Below are 16,962 nucleotides of genomic sequence, written 5' to 3' on the forward strand. Positions count from 1 at the left end.
CCACCTGCCCTTTGCGCATGCTACTTCAACCGAGGCGACGCAGGCGGCGTACCGCCAACGCGAAGCACGCCAGCCCAAAGATCAACAGCACGGCGACGTTGGAACCAACCGCGGCATGCCCCATGCCAAGCGCGCGAAGCGCCAGCGCCTGCAAGTGCGCACTCGGCCAGATGGGCGCGATCCGCTGCAGCGCGGACGGCAGCAGTGGCAGCGGAATCCACAGGCCGGACAGGAAGGACATCGGTAGATAGATGATGTTGATGATGGCCGGCGCGCCCTGCCCTTTCACCAGCGTACCCACCAGCATGCCCAGCGCGCAGAACGGCAACACGCCCAACATGCTCGTGGCGAGGAACCACCCTGCCTGCGCGGCATCCAGCGGCACATGTGCAAGACCGATGGCCATCGCCAACAGCAGCACGGCGATCACGCCGGAGCTGAGCATGGCCATCACCATCTTGCCAAGCAGGTAGGCGCCCGGCGGCATGGGCAGCGCACGCTTGAGTGTGAGCAGCCCGTTCTCGCGCTCCATGGCGAGCGAGACACCGAAGCCGAACAGGCCAGGGCTCATCACGCCGAATACGCCGTAGCTCGCGAGTAGATAACGCGCGGCGTCCCCTTCGGCGTTCTGGTGTATCACGATGCCGAACAGCAGGTAGAACATGGTCGGAAACAACAACACCGGCAGCAGGAAGCCGGGGGCGCGAAGATAGCGCACGCATTCGCTGCGTGCTTCGGCCAGGTAGGCGCCAAGCAGGCGGCGTAGAGGCATATCGCCCGTAAGCGACTTGGCATCGATGGCGGTGATGGACATTACGCGACCTCCTTTTCAGCGGCGTCTTCGCGGGTCAACTCAGTAAAGGCCTCCGCAAGGCCCGCGCGGCGTACTTCCAGTTCCGACAAGGCCGGGTCGGCATCAAGCAGGCGGCGTAGTACTTTTTCTGGTGCGTCGCTGTGTATATGGAGATGCGCATCATCGCGCTCGGCATGCGAGACGTGCGGCCAACGCATCAGCGCCGCCGCATCGAGATCGCTGATGCAACGGATGCGAGTCATCACCACGCGCGAGCGCAGCGCATCGACGCTGCCGTCGCTCAGCACGCGACCCTTGCCGAGCACGACCACGCGCTGCGCCAGCGCCTCGGCTTCTTCCAGGTAATGCGTGGTGAGCACCACCGCGCAGCCTTCCGCAACAAGATGGCGAATCGCCGCCCACAAGGTCTGTCGCGCATCGATGTCCAAGCCGACCGTGGGCTCGTCGAGAAACAGCAACTCCGGCCGACCGCAGATCGCCAGCGCGAATTGCACGCGGCGTTGCTGTCCACCGGAGAGGGCGGCATAGCGGCGCGACAACAGATCCGCGACGCCGGCCAGTTGCGCGGTTTCGTCCAACGAACGCGGCGCCGGGTAGTAGCTCATGGTCAGCCGCAACAGTTCAGATACGCGCAAGGTTGCCGGCAAAGAGGCTGACTGCAGCATCACGCCGATGCGTCGTCGCGCATCGATCTGCTGCGGGTCACGCCCGAATAGTTCCACCTTGCCGGCGTCCGTGCGCACCAACCCGAGCAATAGGCTGATGGCTGTGCTTTTTCCTGCGCCGTTGGGACCGAGCAGCGCTAGCAGTTCGCCGCGGTGCAACATGAGATTGAGACCGTCCAGCGCTGTTAAAACACCGTAACGTTTGATGGCGCCAGACAAGCTGGCGATGACTTCGACGGGCTTGGTCATGGCTCCTCCTTCCTACCCGCCATGCTAGGCAGCGCAAGGGTTTGTCAGCAGTTGCCCACGTCAGGGAACGCAGGTGACAAGCGTCACCCGGGGTTACGGCGGCGACAAGGCCGAGTTATGCTCAGTAGGTCGTTGCGTTGCCACATCCGTGATGGATCGCAATGCGACATGATCCCCCCCGGATCACGGAAACGCTGAACAGTCACGCGTTTCCACCATGCATTCGTTGACACGTCGATACGCATGCCATCGGGACGGCAGGCAAGTCGACCTTGAAGGAGGAACCCATGGGCGTGATTGATCAGCTGCGCGAACTGCGCGAATTCGGCGGCGCACCGCAGACTACTGGCCTCGACGACGCCACCATCGAGCGTTTGGCGGTGAGCCACCCTGAACTGGCGCAGGCCATCGGCGACGCGGTAGCGCGTCACCGCGAACTGCGTAGCGAACTGGGCGACTTCCTCAAGCTTGATGAAGCCGAGCAATTGACGAAGTCGCAGACGGAATTCGTCAATTTTTATCCGGACGACGCCATCAACCCGTACCTGCCGGCGGCTGCGCGCGGCCCGTGGGTGGTCAGCTTCAAGGGCGCGGTGATCCACGACAACGGCGGCTACGGCATGCTTGGCTTTGGCCATAACCATGCGGCCATCGACGCGGCGCTCGCACGCCCGCAGGTGATGGCCAACGTGATGACGCCGAGCATCTCGCAGATGCGTTTCGCCAAGGCGATGGACCGCGAGTTGGGCCGCAACCGCGGCAGCAACCCGTACGCCCGCTACCTGGCGCTCAACTCCGGCTCCGAAGCCGTGGGCCTCGCCTGCCGCATCGCCGACGTCAACGCCAAATTGCTCACCGATGCGGGCGGCCGTCATGCGGGCCGTACCATCAAGCGCGTCGCAGTGAAGGGTGCCTTCCACGGTCGCACCGACAAGCCGGCGCTCTATTCCGATTCCACCCGCAAGACCTACCTGCAGCACCTGGCCAGCTATCGCCATGAGGACACGCTGCTCACCGTGCAGCCGTACGACATGGCGCAGTTGGAAGCCGTGTTTGCCGACGCGGACAAGAACGGCTGGTTCATCGAGGCGATGTTCCTCGAACCCGTGATGGGCGAAGGCGACCCGGGCCGCGCGGTGACGCCGGAGTTCTATCAGAAGGCCCGCGCACTCACCGAAGCACACGGTTCGCTGCTGCTGATCGACTCCATCCAGGCCGGCCTGCGTGCGCACGGCGTGCTGTCGATCACCGACTATCCCGGCTTCGAGAAGCTCGCGCCACCGGATTTCGAAACCTTCTCCAAGGCACTCAACGCGGGCCAGTATCCGCTGTCCGTGCTTGCTGTCACCGAGCGTACCGCCGACCTGTACCGCAAGGGCATCTACGGCAACACGATGACGGCCAACCCGCGCGCGCTGGACGTGGCGCTCGCCACGCTCAACGAGCTCACCGACGAGGTGCGCAACAACATTCGCGTGCGCGGCAAGGAATTCGTCGACAAGCTCAACACGTTGAAGAACGAGCTGGGCGGCCTGATCACCAAGGTGCAGGGCACCGGCCTGCTGTTCTCGTGCGAGCTGTCGCCGGAGTTCAAGTGCTACGGCGCGCACTCCATCGAGGAATACATGCGCGAGCGCGGTGTGGGCGTGATCCACGGCGGCACCAACTCGCTGCGCTTCACCCCGCACTTCCTGGTGAGCAGCGACGAGGTCGACCTGGTTGTTTCGCACGTTCGCCAGGCCTTGCTGCACGGTCCGCGCAAGCTCAAGTCCGAAGCGGCATAAGCCACACCCGGAGCCAGCATCGCCCGCCCGACGGCGGCGATGCTGGCTGCTTCCCCGCATTGCGCCGCGTCCGCTTGATGCGGAAGCCCTGAAAAGCGCAACAGACTTCGCAAAAACGAACGAAGTCGCGACTTCCTTCGCGAAACTGTCGCAATAACTTACTAGCCTCGTCCCCGATGGGTCCATCCCGGCCCCAGGTAAAGGGAGTGGTTAATGAAAGCTACGCACGTCCGGCGCGCCCTTGTGGCAGCGCTGCTCGTCATGCTGTCGGCGACTGCCGCACACGCAGACGATCTGAGCATCAGCCAATTTCGAGTCCGTGGTCCGGCCGGCGGCAACGACGAATTCGTCGAGCTGTTCAACAGCGGCAGCAAGGCGCTGGACCTGTCCGGTTACAAGTTCAACGCATCCAACGCGAGCGGCACCGCAGGCACACGCCTGACGCTGCCCAGCGGCACGTCCATCGGCGCAGGTTGCTACCTGTTGCTGGCCAATGGCGCCAGCGGCGGCTACTCCGGCAATGTGGCCGGCGATATCAAGTACAGCACTGGCGTCACCGACGACGGCGGCCTGGCCATCCTCAATGGTGCGGGCAAACTGATCGACCAAGTGGGTCTGTCGGCCGGCTCGGCCTATCAGGCGGGTACGCCGTTAGCCTCGCTGGGCACCACCAACGCCGACAAGGGCTATGCCCGCAGCACCGACGCCGCCGGCCTGCCGCGCAACACCGGCAATAACCAAGCGGACTTCGTCGTCGTCTCGCCCACCACGCCGCACAACAGCACCAGCACCTGCGTGGTGATGGGCCAGTCGTTCTCCATCGCCGACGCCAGCGTCACCGTGCAAGGCGCCACCGACGTCAAGATGCCTTTCACCGTCACCCTCACTCAGCCCGCTCCGGCCGGCGGCGTGACCGTGCAGGCGACCACCCACGACAGCACGGCCACCGTTGCCAATGGCGACTACGACGCACTCGACACCACCCTGAAGATCGCCGAGGGCCAGACCCAGGCCAGCTTCAATGTGGTGGTGCATGGCCGTACCACGCCGAGCGACGACAAGGCTTTCGAGGTGAAGCTCAGCCAGCCGGGCGGCAACATCCCGCTGGCGCGCGACACTGCGCTGGGCGCCATCCTTTACAACATCCCCGTTGCTGCCGAGATCTGGCAGATCCAGGGCCGCGAACAGATTTCTCCGCTGGTCGGCAAACCGGTGAAGACCACGGCCAACGTCGTCACCGCTGTCGGTCCCGCGGGCTTCACCATGCAGACGCCGGATGCACGCGCCGACGCCGATCCGCTCACCTCCAACGGCATCTACGTCTATACCGGCGGCAAGCCGACCGCGACAGTGGGCGACGTGGTGGATGTGGATGCCACCGTCGACAACTACTACAACCTGCCCGAACTGAAGAACGCGACCGTCACCGTGAAGGCACACGGTAGCCGCCTGCCGGCGCCGGTGGTGTTTGGCGACAAGATCCCTTCGTCCAATCCCGACAAGCTGTCGTGCGGCGCCACCAACTTCCAGTGCTTCGTTGGCATGCGCGTGGTGATCGAGAACGGCATGATCAACACGGGTAACAAGCGTTTCAGCACGCAGCCGTATGCCGAAGTCAGCATCACGGCGAACGGCAAGCGTTCGTTGCGTCTGCCGGGAGTGCGCTACGGCGTGCCGGTGCCCGCGGGCGTGGAACTGCCCAACTGGAGCGGCAACCCTGAAGTGTTCAAGATGAACACGGCGGACTTCGGTGCCGTGCCGGCGAATACCCCGTTCGTGGCGGGCAGCACGTTCCGCGCGGAAGGTGTCATCTCGTACGACTTCGGCGCGTACACCTTTATCCCGACCAAGATCACGCTCAAGCGTGCGGCGGAGATGCCGCGTTCGGTGTCACCGACCGCCCCCTACGCACTGCGAATCGGCGCGTTCAACACCGAGCGTTTCTGCGACAGCGACTTCAACACCACCTTCACCTGCAGCGGCAACAGCAAGGAGCCGACCGCTGACGAGGTAGCCCTGAAGACGCAGCGTCTGTCGGCCTACATCGGCACCGTGCTGAAACTGCCGGACGTGTTGTCGGTGGAGGAAGTAAAGAGCCTGTCAGTGTTGCAGGGCCTCGCCCAGCAGTTGAACGGCGAGTACCGCACCAAGTACCAAGCCTATCTGCTGCCGGGACATGACCCCAGCGGCATCAACGTGGGTTTCCTGGTACGCAGCGACCGCGTCCGCGTGGTGTCAGTGCAGCAACTGGCTGCCGACGAAAACTGGAACGACAACGGACAGACCGCCTTCGTGCACGACCACCCGCCGCTATTGCTCACCGCAGAGGCCCGTGGTGTGCGCTTCCAGGTGATCTCGGTGCACACCAAGGCGCGCACCAATGTTGACAAGGATGACGCTGGCGCCGTGCGTGACCGTCAGAAGCGATTCCTGCAGGCATCCTCGCTGGCTCGTCAGGTGCAGAAGCTGCAGACCACCAATCCGTGGCAGCCACTGATGGTGGTGGGCGACTTCAATGCCTATCAGTTCAGCGATGGCTGGGTCGACGTGGTCGGGCTGATCTCTGGCAAGTACAAAGACAGCGAGAACCAGCTGAAACTCGGCAAGAACATCGTGCAGCCCGCGTTGTGGAATGCGGTGGAATCGGTGCCAAAGAACGATCGCTACTCGTTCCTGTTCACCGAGAAGTTCGGTCCCATCCAGGGCTATACCCAGGCGGGCTCCGGCAACTCGGGGCGCGAAGTGCCGACCGTGCAGGTGCTGGACCATGCGCTGCTGAACTATGCCGCGCGACTTCGCTTCGTAGAAATGCAGTACGGCCGTGCCGACCTCGATGCACCGGCACAGACCGCCGCCGACGCTGTCACGGCCACTGACGCGCGCAAGGCGATCGGCGTGTCCGACCATGACGGCTTCGTGGTGGATCTGTTCGTACCGGGCAAGCTGGGCCAACAGAAGCCCCGTGGCTACGACGAGCATCGGGACGATGACGACGATGACCACGGCAAAGGACACGGCTGGGGCCACTAAGCCCTGACCCCTGCCCACTGAAAAGCCACGCCCGTCGCCGGGCGTGGCTTTTCTCTTTATGGCCGGTGACACCGTTCGCTTCCAGCACGGGGATATCAGGCTGCTGCATGGCTGAATGATCTGTAGCGCTGGCCGGGAATGACCCTCCCCGACAGCCTGCCTGCAGGCATAGACTTGCGCCACCGGCACTCGCCGGTCATCAAGGAGGGTACCCGCATGTCTTCGCGTTTGAGCCTGATGGTAGCCAGCGTTGCGCTGGCATTTGCCGCATCCACCGCTTTCGCCGCGCCCCAGGCCGCAACCAGCAGCGCGCCTGCCAAGAATGCACAGCAGCAACGCATGACTGACTGCAACAAGCAGGCGACGGGTAAGACCGGTGACGACCGCAAGACCTTCATGAGCAGTTGCCTGAAGGGCGAAAGCCCGGCCGCAGCGCCAACCAAGATGACGCAACAGGAAAAGATGAAATCCTGTAACGCCGACCCGCAAGCCAAGTCGCTCAAGGGCGACGCACGCAAGCAGTTCATGAGCACCTGTCTGAGCAGCCAGCCCAGCGCCGCTCACTAAAACCCGAGCGTGTTGCGAGGGTGCCGGCCTTGGTCGGCACCCTTTTTTTGTTTGTGCTTAAGCAAGCCCTGTTATGCTGCGCACTCACCTCCACTGGGATTCGCCGCCGACATGCGCCTCTAAGCCACTCCCTTGCCGACTGACACGCCGCCTTCGTGCGCGCGTTGCGTCTGGCTACGAGTGACAGGGCGGTCGACATCCGCGCGCTTTCGCGCAGACCCCCTGTCGTATGCCACTCCCCTACCGGAGGGTCTATGACAGCTATTGCCATACACACACACCAACTCACTTTCGCGCCGCCCGGGCGCGATCCCGTATTCCAGGATCTGGACGTCTCCTTCACCGTCGGCCGCCATGCATTGGTCGGACGCAATGGCAGCGGCAAATCGCTGCTGGCGCGCATCCTCGCCGGCCAAGTCTCACCGACGCAGGGCAACGTGGTCCGCCACGTGGCACTCGACTATCTGCCGCAGCGATGGCCGGTGTTCGCCGGAGGCGTGGCCGAGGCGCTCGGCGTAAATCGTAAACTGGATGCCCTGCAGCGCATCGAGGCCGGCAGCGTCGATCCGCTGGATTTCCAGGCGATCGACGAGGACTGGGGCATACGCGAACGCCTGCGCCGTTGGTTCGACGAGGCTGGCGTGCCTAGTGATGAAACGCGCCCATGGGAAAGCCTTAGTGGTGGCGAACGCGTACGCCTGCGACTGACCGCCATGTTCGAGCAGACACATCATTTCCTGATACTCGACGAACCCGGCAATCACCTGGACCGGCGCAGCCGTCACTGGCTACGTGAATGCCTGCGCATGCATATAGGCGGCTATTTGCTGATCAGCCATGATCGCGAATTGCTGGCCGATGCCCAGACCATCGATGACCTCTCTCCGCGCGGCATGCAGCGTTATGGCGACGGTTTCGCCGCGTACCTGACGCAGCGGGAGGCCGAAACCGAGGCGGCGGAACAGCAGTTGGATCATGCGCGGCGCGAACAAAAGGCGCTTGATCGCCGGCAGCAACAAGATCGCGAGCGTCTTGAGCAACGCCAGCACAAAGCCGACCGCGAGCGCGGCAACGCCAACATCGCCACCATTCTGCTGGACCGCCGTAAGCAACGCTCGGAAGACACCGGTGCCCGCTTGCGCACCGCACAGCAATCACAGCAGGAGCGACAACGCGAACGGCTGACCGAAGCACGAACACGTGTTGACTTGCATCGCTCCCAGCGGTTCGACCTCGGCACGCTTCCGGCCACGCATGCGTCTTTGCTGCTCGAAGGTGTGATCCTCCCGCACGGTCACACCGAATCCATCGATCTGCACCTCGCACCGGGTGAGCGCCTGCATCTATGCGGTGACAACGGCAGCGGCAAGTCGAGCCTGCTTGCCGTCATCATGGGCCACCAGTCGCCACGTGCGGGGCGCATGCGGCGCGGCGCGCGCGTGCTGCTGATCGACCAGCACTACAGCCTGCTACAGGACGACCTGAGCGCACTGGACAACCTGCGTACGCTGTCACCCGGCCACACCCCCACGCGCTATCGCGAATACATCGCCGGCATTGGCCTGCGCGCCGAGCGGGCCGATTTGCCTGCACGGCTATTAAGCGGCGGCGAGCGGGTGAAGCTGGCCTTGCTTGCGCTGGACAGTGCACTGGAGCCCTATGAGCTGCTTCTGCTCGACGAACCGGACAGCCATCTCGACCTGGACAGCCGCCGCCTGCTCGAACAGGCACTCGCCACCTATCGCGGCTCGCTGATCCTGGTAAGCCACGATGCCGCGTTGATCGAGCAGGCGGGCATCGAACGCTGCTTCCTTTTGCGCAAACCCCTCGCCCTCGTCACACAGCGTGAGTGACAATTGCGTGACCCACGCAGCCAGGTTTACCCATGAAGATCGTCGAAGTCCGCCATCCCCTGATCCAGCACAAACTCGGCCTGATGCGCCGCGCCGGCATCAGCACCAAGGAGTTCCGCGAACTCGCCTCTGAAGTGGCCTCGCTGCTTACCTACGAGGCCACCAAGGATCTGGAAACGGTCGAGCAGCACATCGAAGGCTGGGCCGGCCCGCTCACCGTGCATCAGATCAAGGGTAAGAAGGTCACCATCGTACCGATCCTGCGCGCAGGCCTGGGTATGCTGCCCGGCGTACTCGACATGATCCCCGCCGCCAAGGTCAGCGTGGTCGGCCTGCAGCGCGACGAGGAAACGCTCAAGCCGATCACCTACTACGAGAAGCTCACCGGCCGCATGGACGAGCGCATTGCGATCATCGTCGATCCCATGCTCGCCACCGCCGGCACACTGGTCGCCACGGTGGACATGCTGAAGGCCGCCGGCTGCAAGCGCATCAAGGGTCTGTTCCTGGTCGCCGCACCCGAGGGCCTCAAGCGTATCGAGGCGGCTCATCCGGATGTGGAGATCTACACGGCATCCATCGACGAGCGCTTGAACGAGCACGGCTACATCCTGCCCGGCCTCGGCGATGCGGGTGACAAGATCTTCGGCACCAAGCAACTGCCCGCCAGCTAAGCGCCATCACCGCACACCATCCAACAGCCCCGTCATCACTGGCGGGGCTTTTTTGTGGTCCGACGGAATGAGAAGTGCAGCACAAAAGTCATGGGGTCGACATCTTCCCGTGCGATCTTTGCCGCGCTTCCATGCCACCCCGAAATCACCATAACAATTTGAATTAGAAGAATATTTTTTTGATTTATGGCTAAAGTTGCCGCGCGGTGAGCCGACAGCTCTTGCAGTACCCTCACCCCCGGATTCCCCCATGTTCAAGCTATCCAAGCGGATCACCGGACTGACGCTACGTCAGCGTCTGTTGCTGCGCCTGTTGGCCATCGTGGCCTTGCTGGCGATCACCTGCGTGGCGGGTGTGGTGCAACTGCATCGCGCCGACACGCGTATCCAGGGTTTGGTGGAAGGCTCGCTCAGCCCAGTGGCCGATGTAGGCCGCGTGCAGAACGACTACAACAGCACCCTGCAGGTACTGGTGCACGCCGTCATGTCCCAACTGCCCTCCGCCGTGGATGACGCGCACACGCGCATCCACGCGGATCGCGTGGATGGCGAGCGCCATTGGAAAGCGCTGCTCGGCAGTGAACTGGCACAGGAACAGGCGCAGACGCTCAAGATGGCCGCCGCGCATCGCGCCGATGCCGACCGCACGATCGATGAGACGCTCGCCTTGCTCGATGCCGGCCAGTTCGATATCGCCGGCCTCAAGCTCACCACCGAGGTGCAGCCGGCGTACGAGCCGCTGCAAAGCGATTTCGCCAATCTGTTCCAGGCTGCGCTGGCCAAGGGCAACCAGCAGGTGGCGATGCAGCACGCGGCGGACCGCGACGGCATGATCCTGTTGCTCGTCCTGCTGGGTGTGGCGCTGGTCGTCACCATCGTGATGGACGGTGCACTCATGCGCTCGCTGATGCAGCGCCTGACCCGCGCCACCCACGTGGCCGAACGCATTGCTGCCGGTACGCTGGGCGAAGCGGTAGAAGCCGGCGCGAACGACGAACTAGGCAAGCTGCTGCGCGCACTGGCGTCGATGGATACACAACTCACGCGCGTGCTCACCGAGGTTCGTACGGGCGCGGCATCCGTGGGCGAACGCGCGCGCCGCCTTGCACAGGACAACGACGCGCTAAGCGAGCGCACGCAGGCCCAGGCCGCCAGCCTTGAAGAAACCGCCGCCTCGATGGCGCAGATGGCCGACACGGCCACACAGGGCGCGGGCCATGCCGATGGTGCAGCCTTGGCGGCACGCGACGCGCTGGCACACGCCGAGCACGGACGTCACGTGGCCAGCGAGGCCATCGACTCGATGCTCGCCATCGAAAAGGCCAGCCGCGATATCTCGGAAATCGTCGATCTGGTCGACAGCATTGCCTTCCAGACCAACCTGCTCTCGCTCAACGCGGCGATCGAAGCCGCGCAGGCCGGAGAGCGCGGCCGCGGCTTCGCCGTAGTAGCGACGGAAGTGCGGCAGCTCGCGCGTCGCTGCGTCGATGCGGGCAAGGACATCCGCCGCCTGGTGGAGCGCAGTAGCGAAGCGGTCGACATCGCACGCGAGCGCGTGTCCCGTTCCGGCGAGGCGCTGGACGGTATCGTGTCCGGTATGGGCAGCATGTCCGAACGCGTCATGCAGATTTCTCGCACCAGCCAGTCGCAGGTCAGCGGCATCACCCAGATCAACCGCGCCGTCATGGAGATGGACGGCATCACCCAGGCGAATGCCGATCTAGTGGAAGACATCAACTTCACCGGGCGCGCATTGGCCGCCGATGCTGACACGCTGATGCGGCAAGTCGCCTTCTTCCGCCTTCCCGAGAAGGGCGGCGATCATGGGACGGCGCACGACGCGCGTCCTCCATCCGCAATGACGCAAAACGCTCAGGCCATCGCGGCCTGACATCCAGCAGGGCATGTCAGTCAGTCTCGCTTACCAATACAAGCCGCACGCCATGCTCGAGCGCGCACTTCTCGCAGGAAGCCTTCGACCAGTCTTCCAGCCCGTGGTGCGCGTCGACACGCTCGAGGTTGTCGCGCACGAAGGTCTCAGCCGCTGCGCCTTCGCGCCGGGAAATATTTCCATCCTCGACCTGCTGGATCTGGCACGCATGGAAGGCCGGCTCGCAGAGCTGGAACTGCACGCCGCGCGCACACTTTGCAGCGCGTTCGAAGCCCAGGCAGCTCCGGGCCGTCTGTTGGTGAACCTGAGCGCGCACGCGATTCTGCACGACTCATTGCGGCCGGACGATGTGCTCGCGGCGCTGTCGTCGTGCGGTCTCGATCCGGCACGCGTAACCATTGAGGTGACCGAGCGCGACGTAGTGGAAAGCCCTGCGCGCCTTGCGCATGCGCTCGGCTATCTGCGCGCACACGGCATGCGCATCGCGCTTGACGACTTCGGCAACGGTCATTCCAACTTCGAGATGTGGAACGAGATCCACCCTGACGTGGTGAAGATCGATCGTTACCTGATCAATGGGCTGTCGCGCAGCGCGGGACGGCTGGCCATCGTGCGCTCGCTCTGCCAAGTGGCCGAGTCACTCGGCACTGATCTGGTGGGCGAAGGCGTGGAAGACCCGGCGGACCTACGCGTGATGCGCGACCTGGGTATTCCGTACGCGCAGGGCTTCCTGATCGGTCACCCTGCCGAGCGCGCCGTGCACGAGGTCAGTGCCGACGTCCGGCAGGTATTGCGCACGGCCGCCGTGCCGGTGCTGCCGCGCCCGCGCGGCCCCGTGACCCAGCGCCCAACCCAGGTGAGCCACCTGCTGATGGAAGCGCCGGCGGTGCAACCACGCCAGACGAATGATGAAGTCATGGCGCTGTTTGTGAAGCACCCAGAACTGCACGCCGTCGCCGTGGTGAAGGACGGCCACCCCATCGGACTGATCAATCGCCGACTGGTCAACGAGCGCATGGCGCAACCCTTCGCGCGTGAGCTGCTGGCAAGGAAGTCGTGCACCGCGCTGATGAACAGTGCGCCGCTGGTCTGCGACGAAAACCGCAGCCTGGAGAGCTTGGCCGACGTGTTGCGCGGTGAAGACCAGCGCTATCTGGCCGACGGCTTCATCGTCACCCGCAAGGGACACTATCTTGGCCTCGGCACCGGTGAAGCACTGGTACGCCGTGTGAGTGAGTTGCGCATTGAGGCGGCGCGCCACGCCAATCCGCTGACTTTCCTGCCGGGCAACATCCCCACCACGGAGCATCTGGAACGCTTGATCGACGGGGGTGACACGTTCACCGTCGTGCACGTGGACCTCACCGATTTCAAGCCGTTCAACGATCACTACGGCTACTCGCGCGGCGACGAGATGATCCGCCTGCTGTCCAGCCTACTGAGCGAGCACGTCGATCCGTCGCTTGATTTCGTTGGTCACATCGGCGGTGACGATTTCGTGGTGCTGTTCCAGAGCGACGATTGGGAAGCACGCTGCCAGCGCATCATCGATGCCTTCAACGCACGCTCGCCCCAGCTGTTCGATGCAGACGACCTTGTCCACGGCGGGCTGCGCGGAAAGGATCGCCGAGGTGATCCTCAATTCTTCCCGTGCACCACCGTCGTGATGGGGGCGGTCGAACTGGCACCGCCACTGCCGCAGCGGGCGCAATCCATCGCCATGCTGGCCGCACGCGCCAAGCGCCAGGCCAAGCGTGCGCACGTCAGCCTGCACGTATTCCCCAAGCTCGCTGGGACCCCATGAAAAACCCCCGGTCGTTGCCGGCCGGGGGTTTGAGAAATCACCTGAGGGACGATCAGCCGCGGAAGCGGTCCGTCGCTTTCACGAGTTCAGAGATATTGCCGGGCTCGAACGCCGAGTGGCCGGCATCCTGCACGACGTGCAGATCCGCTTCCGGCCAGGCGCGGTGCAGATCCCACGCGCTGCGCATCGGACACACCACGTCGTAACGGCCCTGCACGATCACTGCCGGGATGTGACGGATACGTCCCACGTTGCGCAGCAACTGGTCGTCATGTTCGAAGAAGCCACCATGCACGAAGTAATGGCACTCGATGCGCGCAAAGGCGAGCGCGAACTCGTCTTCACCGCTGGACTGGATGTGGCCTTCGTCCTGATACAGGTAGCTGGTCGCACCTTCCCATACCGACCATGCACGTGCAGCCTCGACGCGCACCACCGGATCGGTGCTGGTCAGGCGGCGATAGTAGGCACTCATCAGGTCACCGCGTTCGGCTTCCGGAATGGCGTGCAGATAGGTCTCCCACGCATCCGGGTACAGCGCATCGCAACCCTTCTGGTAGAACCACTCCAGCTCCCAGCGACGCAGCATAAAGATGCCGCGCAGGACGAGCTCGGTTACGTGCTCCGGATGCGTTTCAGCATAGGCCAGCGCCAGTGTGGAACCCCACGAACCGCCGAACACCTGCCAGCGATCGATACCTAGGTGCTTGCGGATGCGCTCGATGTCGTTGACGAGGTTCCACGTGGTGTTGTCATGCAACTCCGCGTGCGGGGTGGACTTGCCACACCCACGCTGATCGAACAGCACGATGCGGTACACCGCCGGATCGAAGAAGCGACGGCACTTCGGGTTAGTGCCACCGCCAGGACCGCCGTGCAGGAACACCACCGGTTTGCCGTTCGGGTTGCCACTCTGCTCGTAGTACAGCGTGTGCAGGTCCGAGACCTTGAGCATCCCGGTGTCATACGGCTCGATCTCGGGGTACAGGGTACGAAGTTCCTGCGACATGCTGGGGCTCCTGAAGCGAACGGGGACGGCTGTTTAGGCTAACACGCCGCCCCCTTTCGCCCGAACCGTCCAGCGGCCCGCCAGTAGCCCGGACAGGTGTTACGGCGCGCCCACGGTCAGCACGGTAAAGCTGTCCGGCTTGATGGCCGGGTGATGGCCTTCCTGCGCCGGGCCGGCCAGCGTGGCGGCCGACAAGTACAGGCGATGCAGCTTGGGATCGAGTGCCAGCGTACGCGCGCTCGGCTGAGTGGGAATGGTCGCGGCCACGCTGTAGTGGTCGGCATCGTCCTGGTGCACGGCAGTGATATTGCCGCTCTCGCCGTTGGAGCTGTACACCGTGCCAGTGGCGTCGTCGAAGACCACCGCGTCCGGGCCCTCGCCAATGGCGACGCTGGCAACGACCTTGCCCGCGTCCGCGTCGCTCACCACCATCTGCTTGTTGTCGCAGACGGAGAAGAGCCGGTGGTGCTTGCGATCGATGGCCAGGCCGGACGGCGACTCACAGGTACCGAGCTTCCAAGTGCCCACGACCTTGTTCGTCGCCGTATCGATCTTGATCAGCTCGGCGGTGTCTTCGTTGTTCACGTAGATGTGGCCTGCTTCGTCGGTCGCTGCGAACTCCGGCTTGCCGGACAACGGCACCGTCGTGATCACGGTGTTGTTCGCCGGATCGATCACGCTGAAGGACTTGCCTTTGCCGTTGAAGGTGAAAACGTGCTTCGACATCGCATCGTAGGTAATCGCATCCGGCTTCTCGCCGGTGCCCTTGATGGTGGCGAGCACTGCCAGCGTGTTGAGATCGAACACCGTCACGGAAGCCGACTGGCCATTGCTGGTATAGCCACGATGCGTGGACGGGTCGAGCGCTACGCCATGCACGCCCTGCGTGCCCGGAATGGTGCCGACACGCTTGTTCTGGTCCACATCCACCACTTCCACGCGATCACCGCGCGTCACGAACAGGTGGCGGTGCTGCTCGTCGAAACTCAGGTAATCCCAGCCACCAGCGCCGCCCAGCGGCAGCTGCGAAATGACCTGGAACGGGGCCGCCTGTGGCGCGGCAAAAACATGCGAAGAACAGGCGGCGAACAGGGCGATAGCAAGGACGTTGCGAAGGGGACGGTGCATGGGAGACCTGTTGGTGACGGGGTTCCCAGAGCATGCAACGCGTGACTTAGACCTTGCTTACGAGCACCCGCCCGAACCGATCAGATGAACAGCTTGCCCGGATTGAGCAGCCCTTCGGGATCGAACACCTGCTTCACGCCACGCATCAGGGCGATCTCCGCCTCGCTGCGCGTGCTGCCCAGGTAGGCGCGCTTCACCAGGCCAATGCCGTGCTCAGCGGAGATGCTGCCACCGTGGCGCTGCAAGGTGTCGGCGAGCAGCTTGGTGACATGCTCGCATTGAGCGATGAAGTCGCTGTCAGAAAGATCATCCGGACGCAGTACGTTGATGTGCAGGTTACCGTCGCCGATATGCCCGAACCACACCACATCAAAGTGCGGATACTCCTGCCCAAGCAGCGTCTGGATCTCGTGCAGGAATACCGGCAGCGCGCTGATGCGCAGCGAGATGTCGTTCTTGTACGGGCGATGTGGCGCAAGGCTTTCGGTAATGCCCTCGCGCAGGCGCCACAGCGTGGCAGCCTGCGCTTCGCTCTGCGCGATCACGCCATCGCTGATCCAGCCGTGATCCACGCCGTACTCGAACGCGGCGAGTGCGGCATCCTGTGATGACTCGTCCGCATCGAATTCAGTAACGACGTAATAGGGGTGATCCCCATCGATGGCGCGCTGTGCGCCGTGCGCCAGCACGTGGCACAGCGCCACATCGGTGAAGAACTCAAATGCCTGCAGCGTGAGACGGGAACGGAACAGCGCGAAGACTTCCATCAGCGCGTCCATGTTCGGCAACGCCAGCAGCATCACCTGCGAAGCCGGTGGCGGATCGGTGAGCCGCAACGTGGCCTCGACGACGACGCCGAGCGTCCCTTCCGAGCCAATCATCAACTGCCTCAGATCGTAGCCGCTGGAGTTCTTGATCAGGCCACGATTGAGTTGCAGCAGTTCGCCATTGCCGGCGACCACCGTGAGGCCAGCGATCCATTCCCGCGTATTGCCATAACGGATCACACGGATGCCACCCGCATTGGTGGCGATATTGCCGCCTATGGAACACGAGCCGCGCGCGGCGAAGTCCACCGGATAAATCAGCCCTTGTTCCTTCGCCGCTTCGTGCACGGCATGCAGCGTCATGCCTGCCTGTACCGTAAGCGTGCGATCCACGGCATCGAAATCGAGCACGCGATTCATGCGCTCCAGGCTCAGTACCAGTTCGCCGTGGGCCGCGACAGCGCCACCGGAAAGGCCCGTGCGGCCACCCGATGGAACCACGGCGACGCCCTGCTCGTTGGCCCAGCGCACGATGGCCTGCACCTCGGCAACGTCGCCTGGCAACGCGATAGCCAGCGGCGCGGGTGTCCAGCGGCGCGTCCAGTCACGGCCGTAGTGCTCCAGGTCGGCCGGATCGGTCAGCAGGCGAAGGTTGGGCAACCGAGCGGCAAGCGCGGCCAGTCGAGCGTCAGTCATGTGGTGTTCCCCGGAGTGCCCTGCAAGCCTG

At 63.8% G+C, this 16,962-nt stretch carries 12 protein-coding genes; 7 read left to right on the forward strand and 5 right to left on the reverse strand.

What is annotated here, in order from left to right:
• Positions 1-25: 25 nt before the first annotated feature.
• Positions 26-814, reverse strand: a complete 789-nt coding sequence (locus DYST_RS09335; protein WP_239951499.1) for an ABC transporter permease — start codon at positions 812-814, stop codon at positions 26-28.
• Entirely contained in the window at positions 814-1,728 is a 915-nt protein-coding gene (locus DYST_RS09340; protein WP_239951500.1) for an ABC transporter ATP-binding protein, read from the reverse strand. The genes DYST_RS09335 and DYST_RS09340 overlap by 1 nt, the downstream gene beginning before the upstream one ends.
• Before the next feature lie 287 nt (positions 1,729-2,015).
• Between DYST_RS09340 and DYST_RS09345 the strand changes: the two genes are divergently transcribed.
• The 7 genes from DYST_RS09345 (at position 2,016) to DYST_RS09375 (ending at position 13,331) form a co-directional block, all read left to right on the forward strand.
• A complete protein-coding gene (locus tag DYST_RS09345; protein ID WP_102301308.1) occupies positions 2,016-3,512 on the forward strand; it encodes an aminotransferase class III-fold pyridoxal phosphate-dependent enzyme in 1,497 nt (498 codons plus the stop codon).
• A gap of 213 nt (positions 3,513-3,725) precedes the next feature.
• On the forward strand, positions 3,726-6,542 hold the full coding sequence (locus tag DYST_RS09350; RefSeq protein WP_239951502.1) for a lamin tail domain-containing protein: 2,817 nt from the start codon (positions 3,726-3,728) through the stop codon (positions 6,540-6,542).
• Positions 6,543-6,758: 216 nt separating this feature from the next.
• Complete coding sequence (locus DYST_RS09355) at positions 6,759-7,109, forward strand: PsiF family protein (RefSeq protein ID WP_233202265.1); 351 nt, start codon at positions 6,759-6,761, stop codon at positions 7,107-7,109.
• Between the two features lie 254 nt (positions 7,110-7,363).
• Complete coding sequence (locus tag DYST_RS09360) at positions 7,364-8,962, forward strand: ATP-binding cassette domain-containing protein (protein WP_239951504.1); 1,599 nt, start codon at positions 7,364-7,366, stop codon at positions 8,960-8,962.
• A gap of 32 nt (positions 8,963-8,994) precedes the next feature.
• The gene (gene upp / locus DYST_RS09365) at positions 8,995-9,636 is read left to right on the forward strand and encodes a uracil phosphoribosyltransferase (RefSeq protein ID WP_102301305.1); all 642 of its coding nucleotides are present in this window, start codon (positions 8,995-8,997) and stop codon (positions 9,634-9,636) included.
• Between the two features lie 250 nt (positions 9,637-9,886).
• The gene (locus tag DYST_RS09370; RefSeq protein ID WP_239951505.1) at positions 9,887-11,527 is read left to right on the forward strand and encodes a methyl-accepting chemotaxis protein; all 1,641 of its coding nucleotides are present in this window, start codon (positions 9,887-9,889) and stop codon (positions 11,525-11,527) included.
• Positions 11,528-11,540: 13 nt separating this feature from the next.
• A complete protein-coding gene (locus DYST_RS09375) occupies positions 11,541-13,331 on the forward strand; it encodes a GGDEF domain-containing protein (RefSeq protein WP_239951507.1) in 1,791 nt (596 codons plus the stop codon).
• A 52-nt stretch (positions 13,332-13,383) separates the two neighbouring features.
• On the opposite strand, the gene pip is transcribed toward DYST_RS09375, so the two are convergent.
• The 3 genes from pip to DYST_RS09390 form a co-directional block, all read right to left on the reverse strand.
• Positions 13,384-14,340, reverse strand: coding sequence for a prolyl aminopeptidase (gene pip / locus DYST_RS09380; RefSeq protein WP_102301303.1), 957 nt, complete (start codon positions 14,338-14,340; stop codon positions 13,384-13,386).
• Between the two features lie 99 nt (positions 14,341-14,439).
• Positions 14,440-15,468 carry a YncE family protein gene (locus tag DYST_RS09385; protein WP_239951509.1) on the reverse strand — a complete coding sequence of 343 codons (1,029 nt, stop codon included), beginning with the start codon at positions 15,466-15,468 and terminating at the stop codon, positions 14,440-14,442.
• An 80-nt stretch (positions 15,469-15,548) separates the two neighbouring features.
• Positions 15,549-16,931: an FAD-binding oxidoreductase gene (locus DYST_RS09390; RefSeq protein WP_239951511.1), complete on the reverse strand. Its 1,383-nt coding sequence runs from the start codon at positions 16,929-16,931 to the stop codon at positions 15,549-15,551.
• Between the last annotated feature and the right edge of the window lie 31 nt (positions 16,932-16,962).

Source organism: Dyella terrae (assembly GCF_022394535.1).
In the GTDB taxonomy this organism is placed as follows: Bacteria; Pseudomonadota; Gammaproteobacteria; order Xanthomonadales; family Rhodanobacteraceae; genus Dyella.

Excerpts from the sequence above, each read along its gene's own strand:
- DYST_RS09335 (WP_239951499.1), bottom strand. The coding sequence starts at position 814 with ATGTCCATCACCGCCATCGATGCCAAGTCGCTTACGGGCGATATGCCT.
- DYST_RS09340 (WP_239951500.1), bottom strand. The coding sequence starts at position 1,728 with ATGACCAAGCCCGTCGAAGTCATCGCCAGCTTGTCTGGCGCCATCAAA.
- DYST_RS09345 (WP_102301308.1), top strand. The coding sequence starts at position 2,016 with ATGGGCGTGATTGATCAGCTGCGCGAACTGCGCGAATTCGGCGGCGCA.
- DYST_RS09350 (WP_239951502.1), top strand. The coding sequence starts at position 3,726 with ATGAAAGCTACGCACGTCCGGCGCGCCCTTGTGGCAGCGCTGCTCGTC.
- DYST_RS09355 (WP_233202265.1), top strand. The coding sequence starts at position 6,759 with ATGTCTTCGCGTTTGAGCCTGATGGTAGCCAGCGTTGCGCTGGCATTT.
- DYST_RS09360 (WP_239951504.1), top strand. The coding sequence starts at position 7,364 with ATGACAGCTATTGCCATACACACACACCAACTCACTTTCGCGCCGCCC.
- upp (WP_102301305.1), top strand. The coding sequence starts at position 8,995 with ATGAAGATCGTCGAAGTCCGCCATCCCCTGATCCAGCACAAACTCGGC.
- DYST_RS09370 (WP_239951505.1), top strand. The coding sequence starts at position 9,887 with ATGTTCAAGCTATCCAAGCGGATCACCGGACTGACGCTACGTCAGCGT.
- DYST_RS09375 (WP_239951507.1), top strand. The coding sequence starts at position 11,541 with ATGTCAGTCAGTCTCGCTTACCAATACAAGCCGCACGCCATGCTCGAG.
- pip (WP_102301303.1), bottom strand. The coding sequence starts at position 14,340 with ATGTCGCAGGAACTTCGTACCCTGTACCCCGAGATCGAGCCGTATGAC.
- DYST_RS09385 (WP_239951509.1), bottom strand. The coding sequence starts at position 15,468 with ATGCACCGTCCCCTTCGCAACGTCCTTGCTATCGCCCTGTTCGCCGCC.
- DYST_RS09390 (WP_239951511.1), bottom strand. The coding sequence starts at position 16,931 with ATGACTGACGCTCGACTGGCCGCGCTTGCCGCTCGGTTGCCCAACCTT.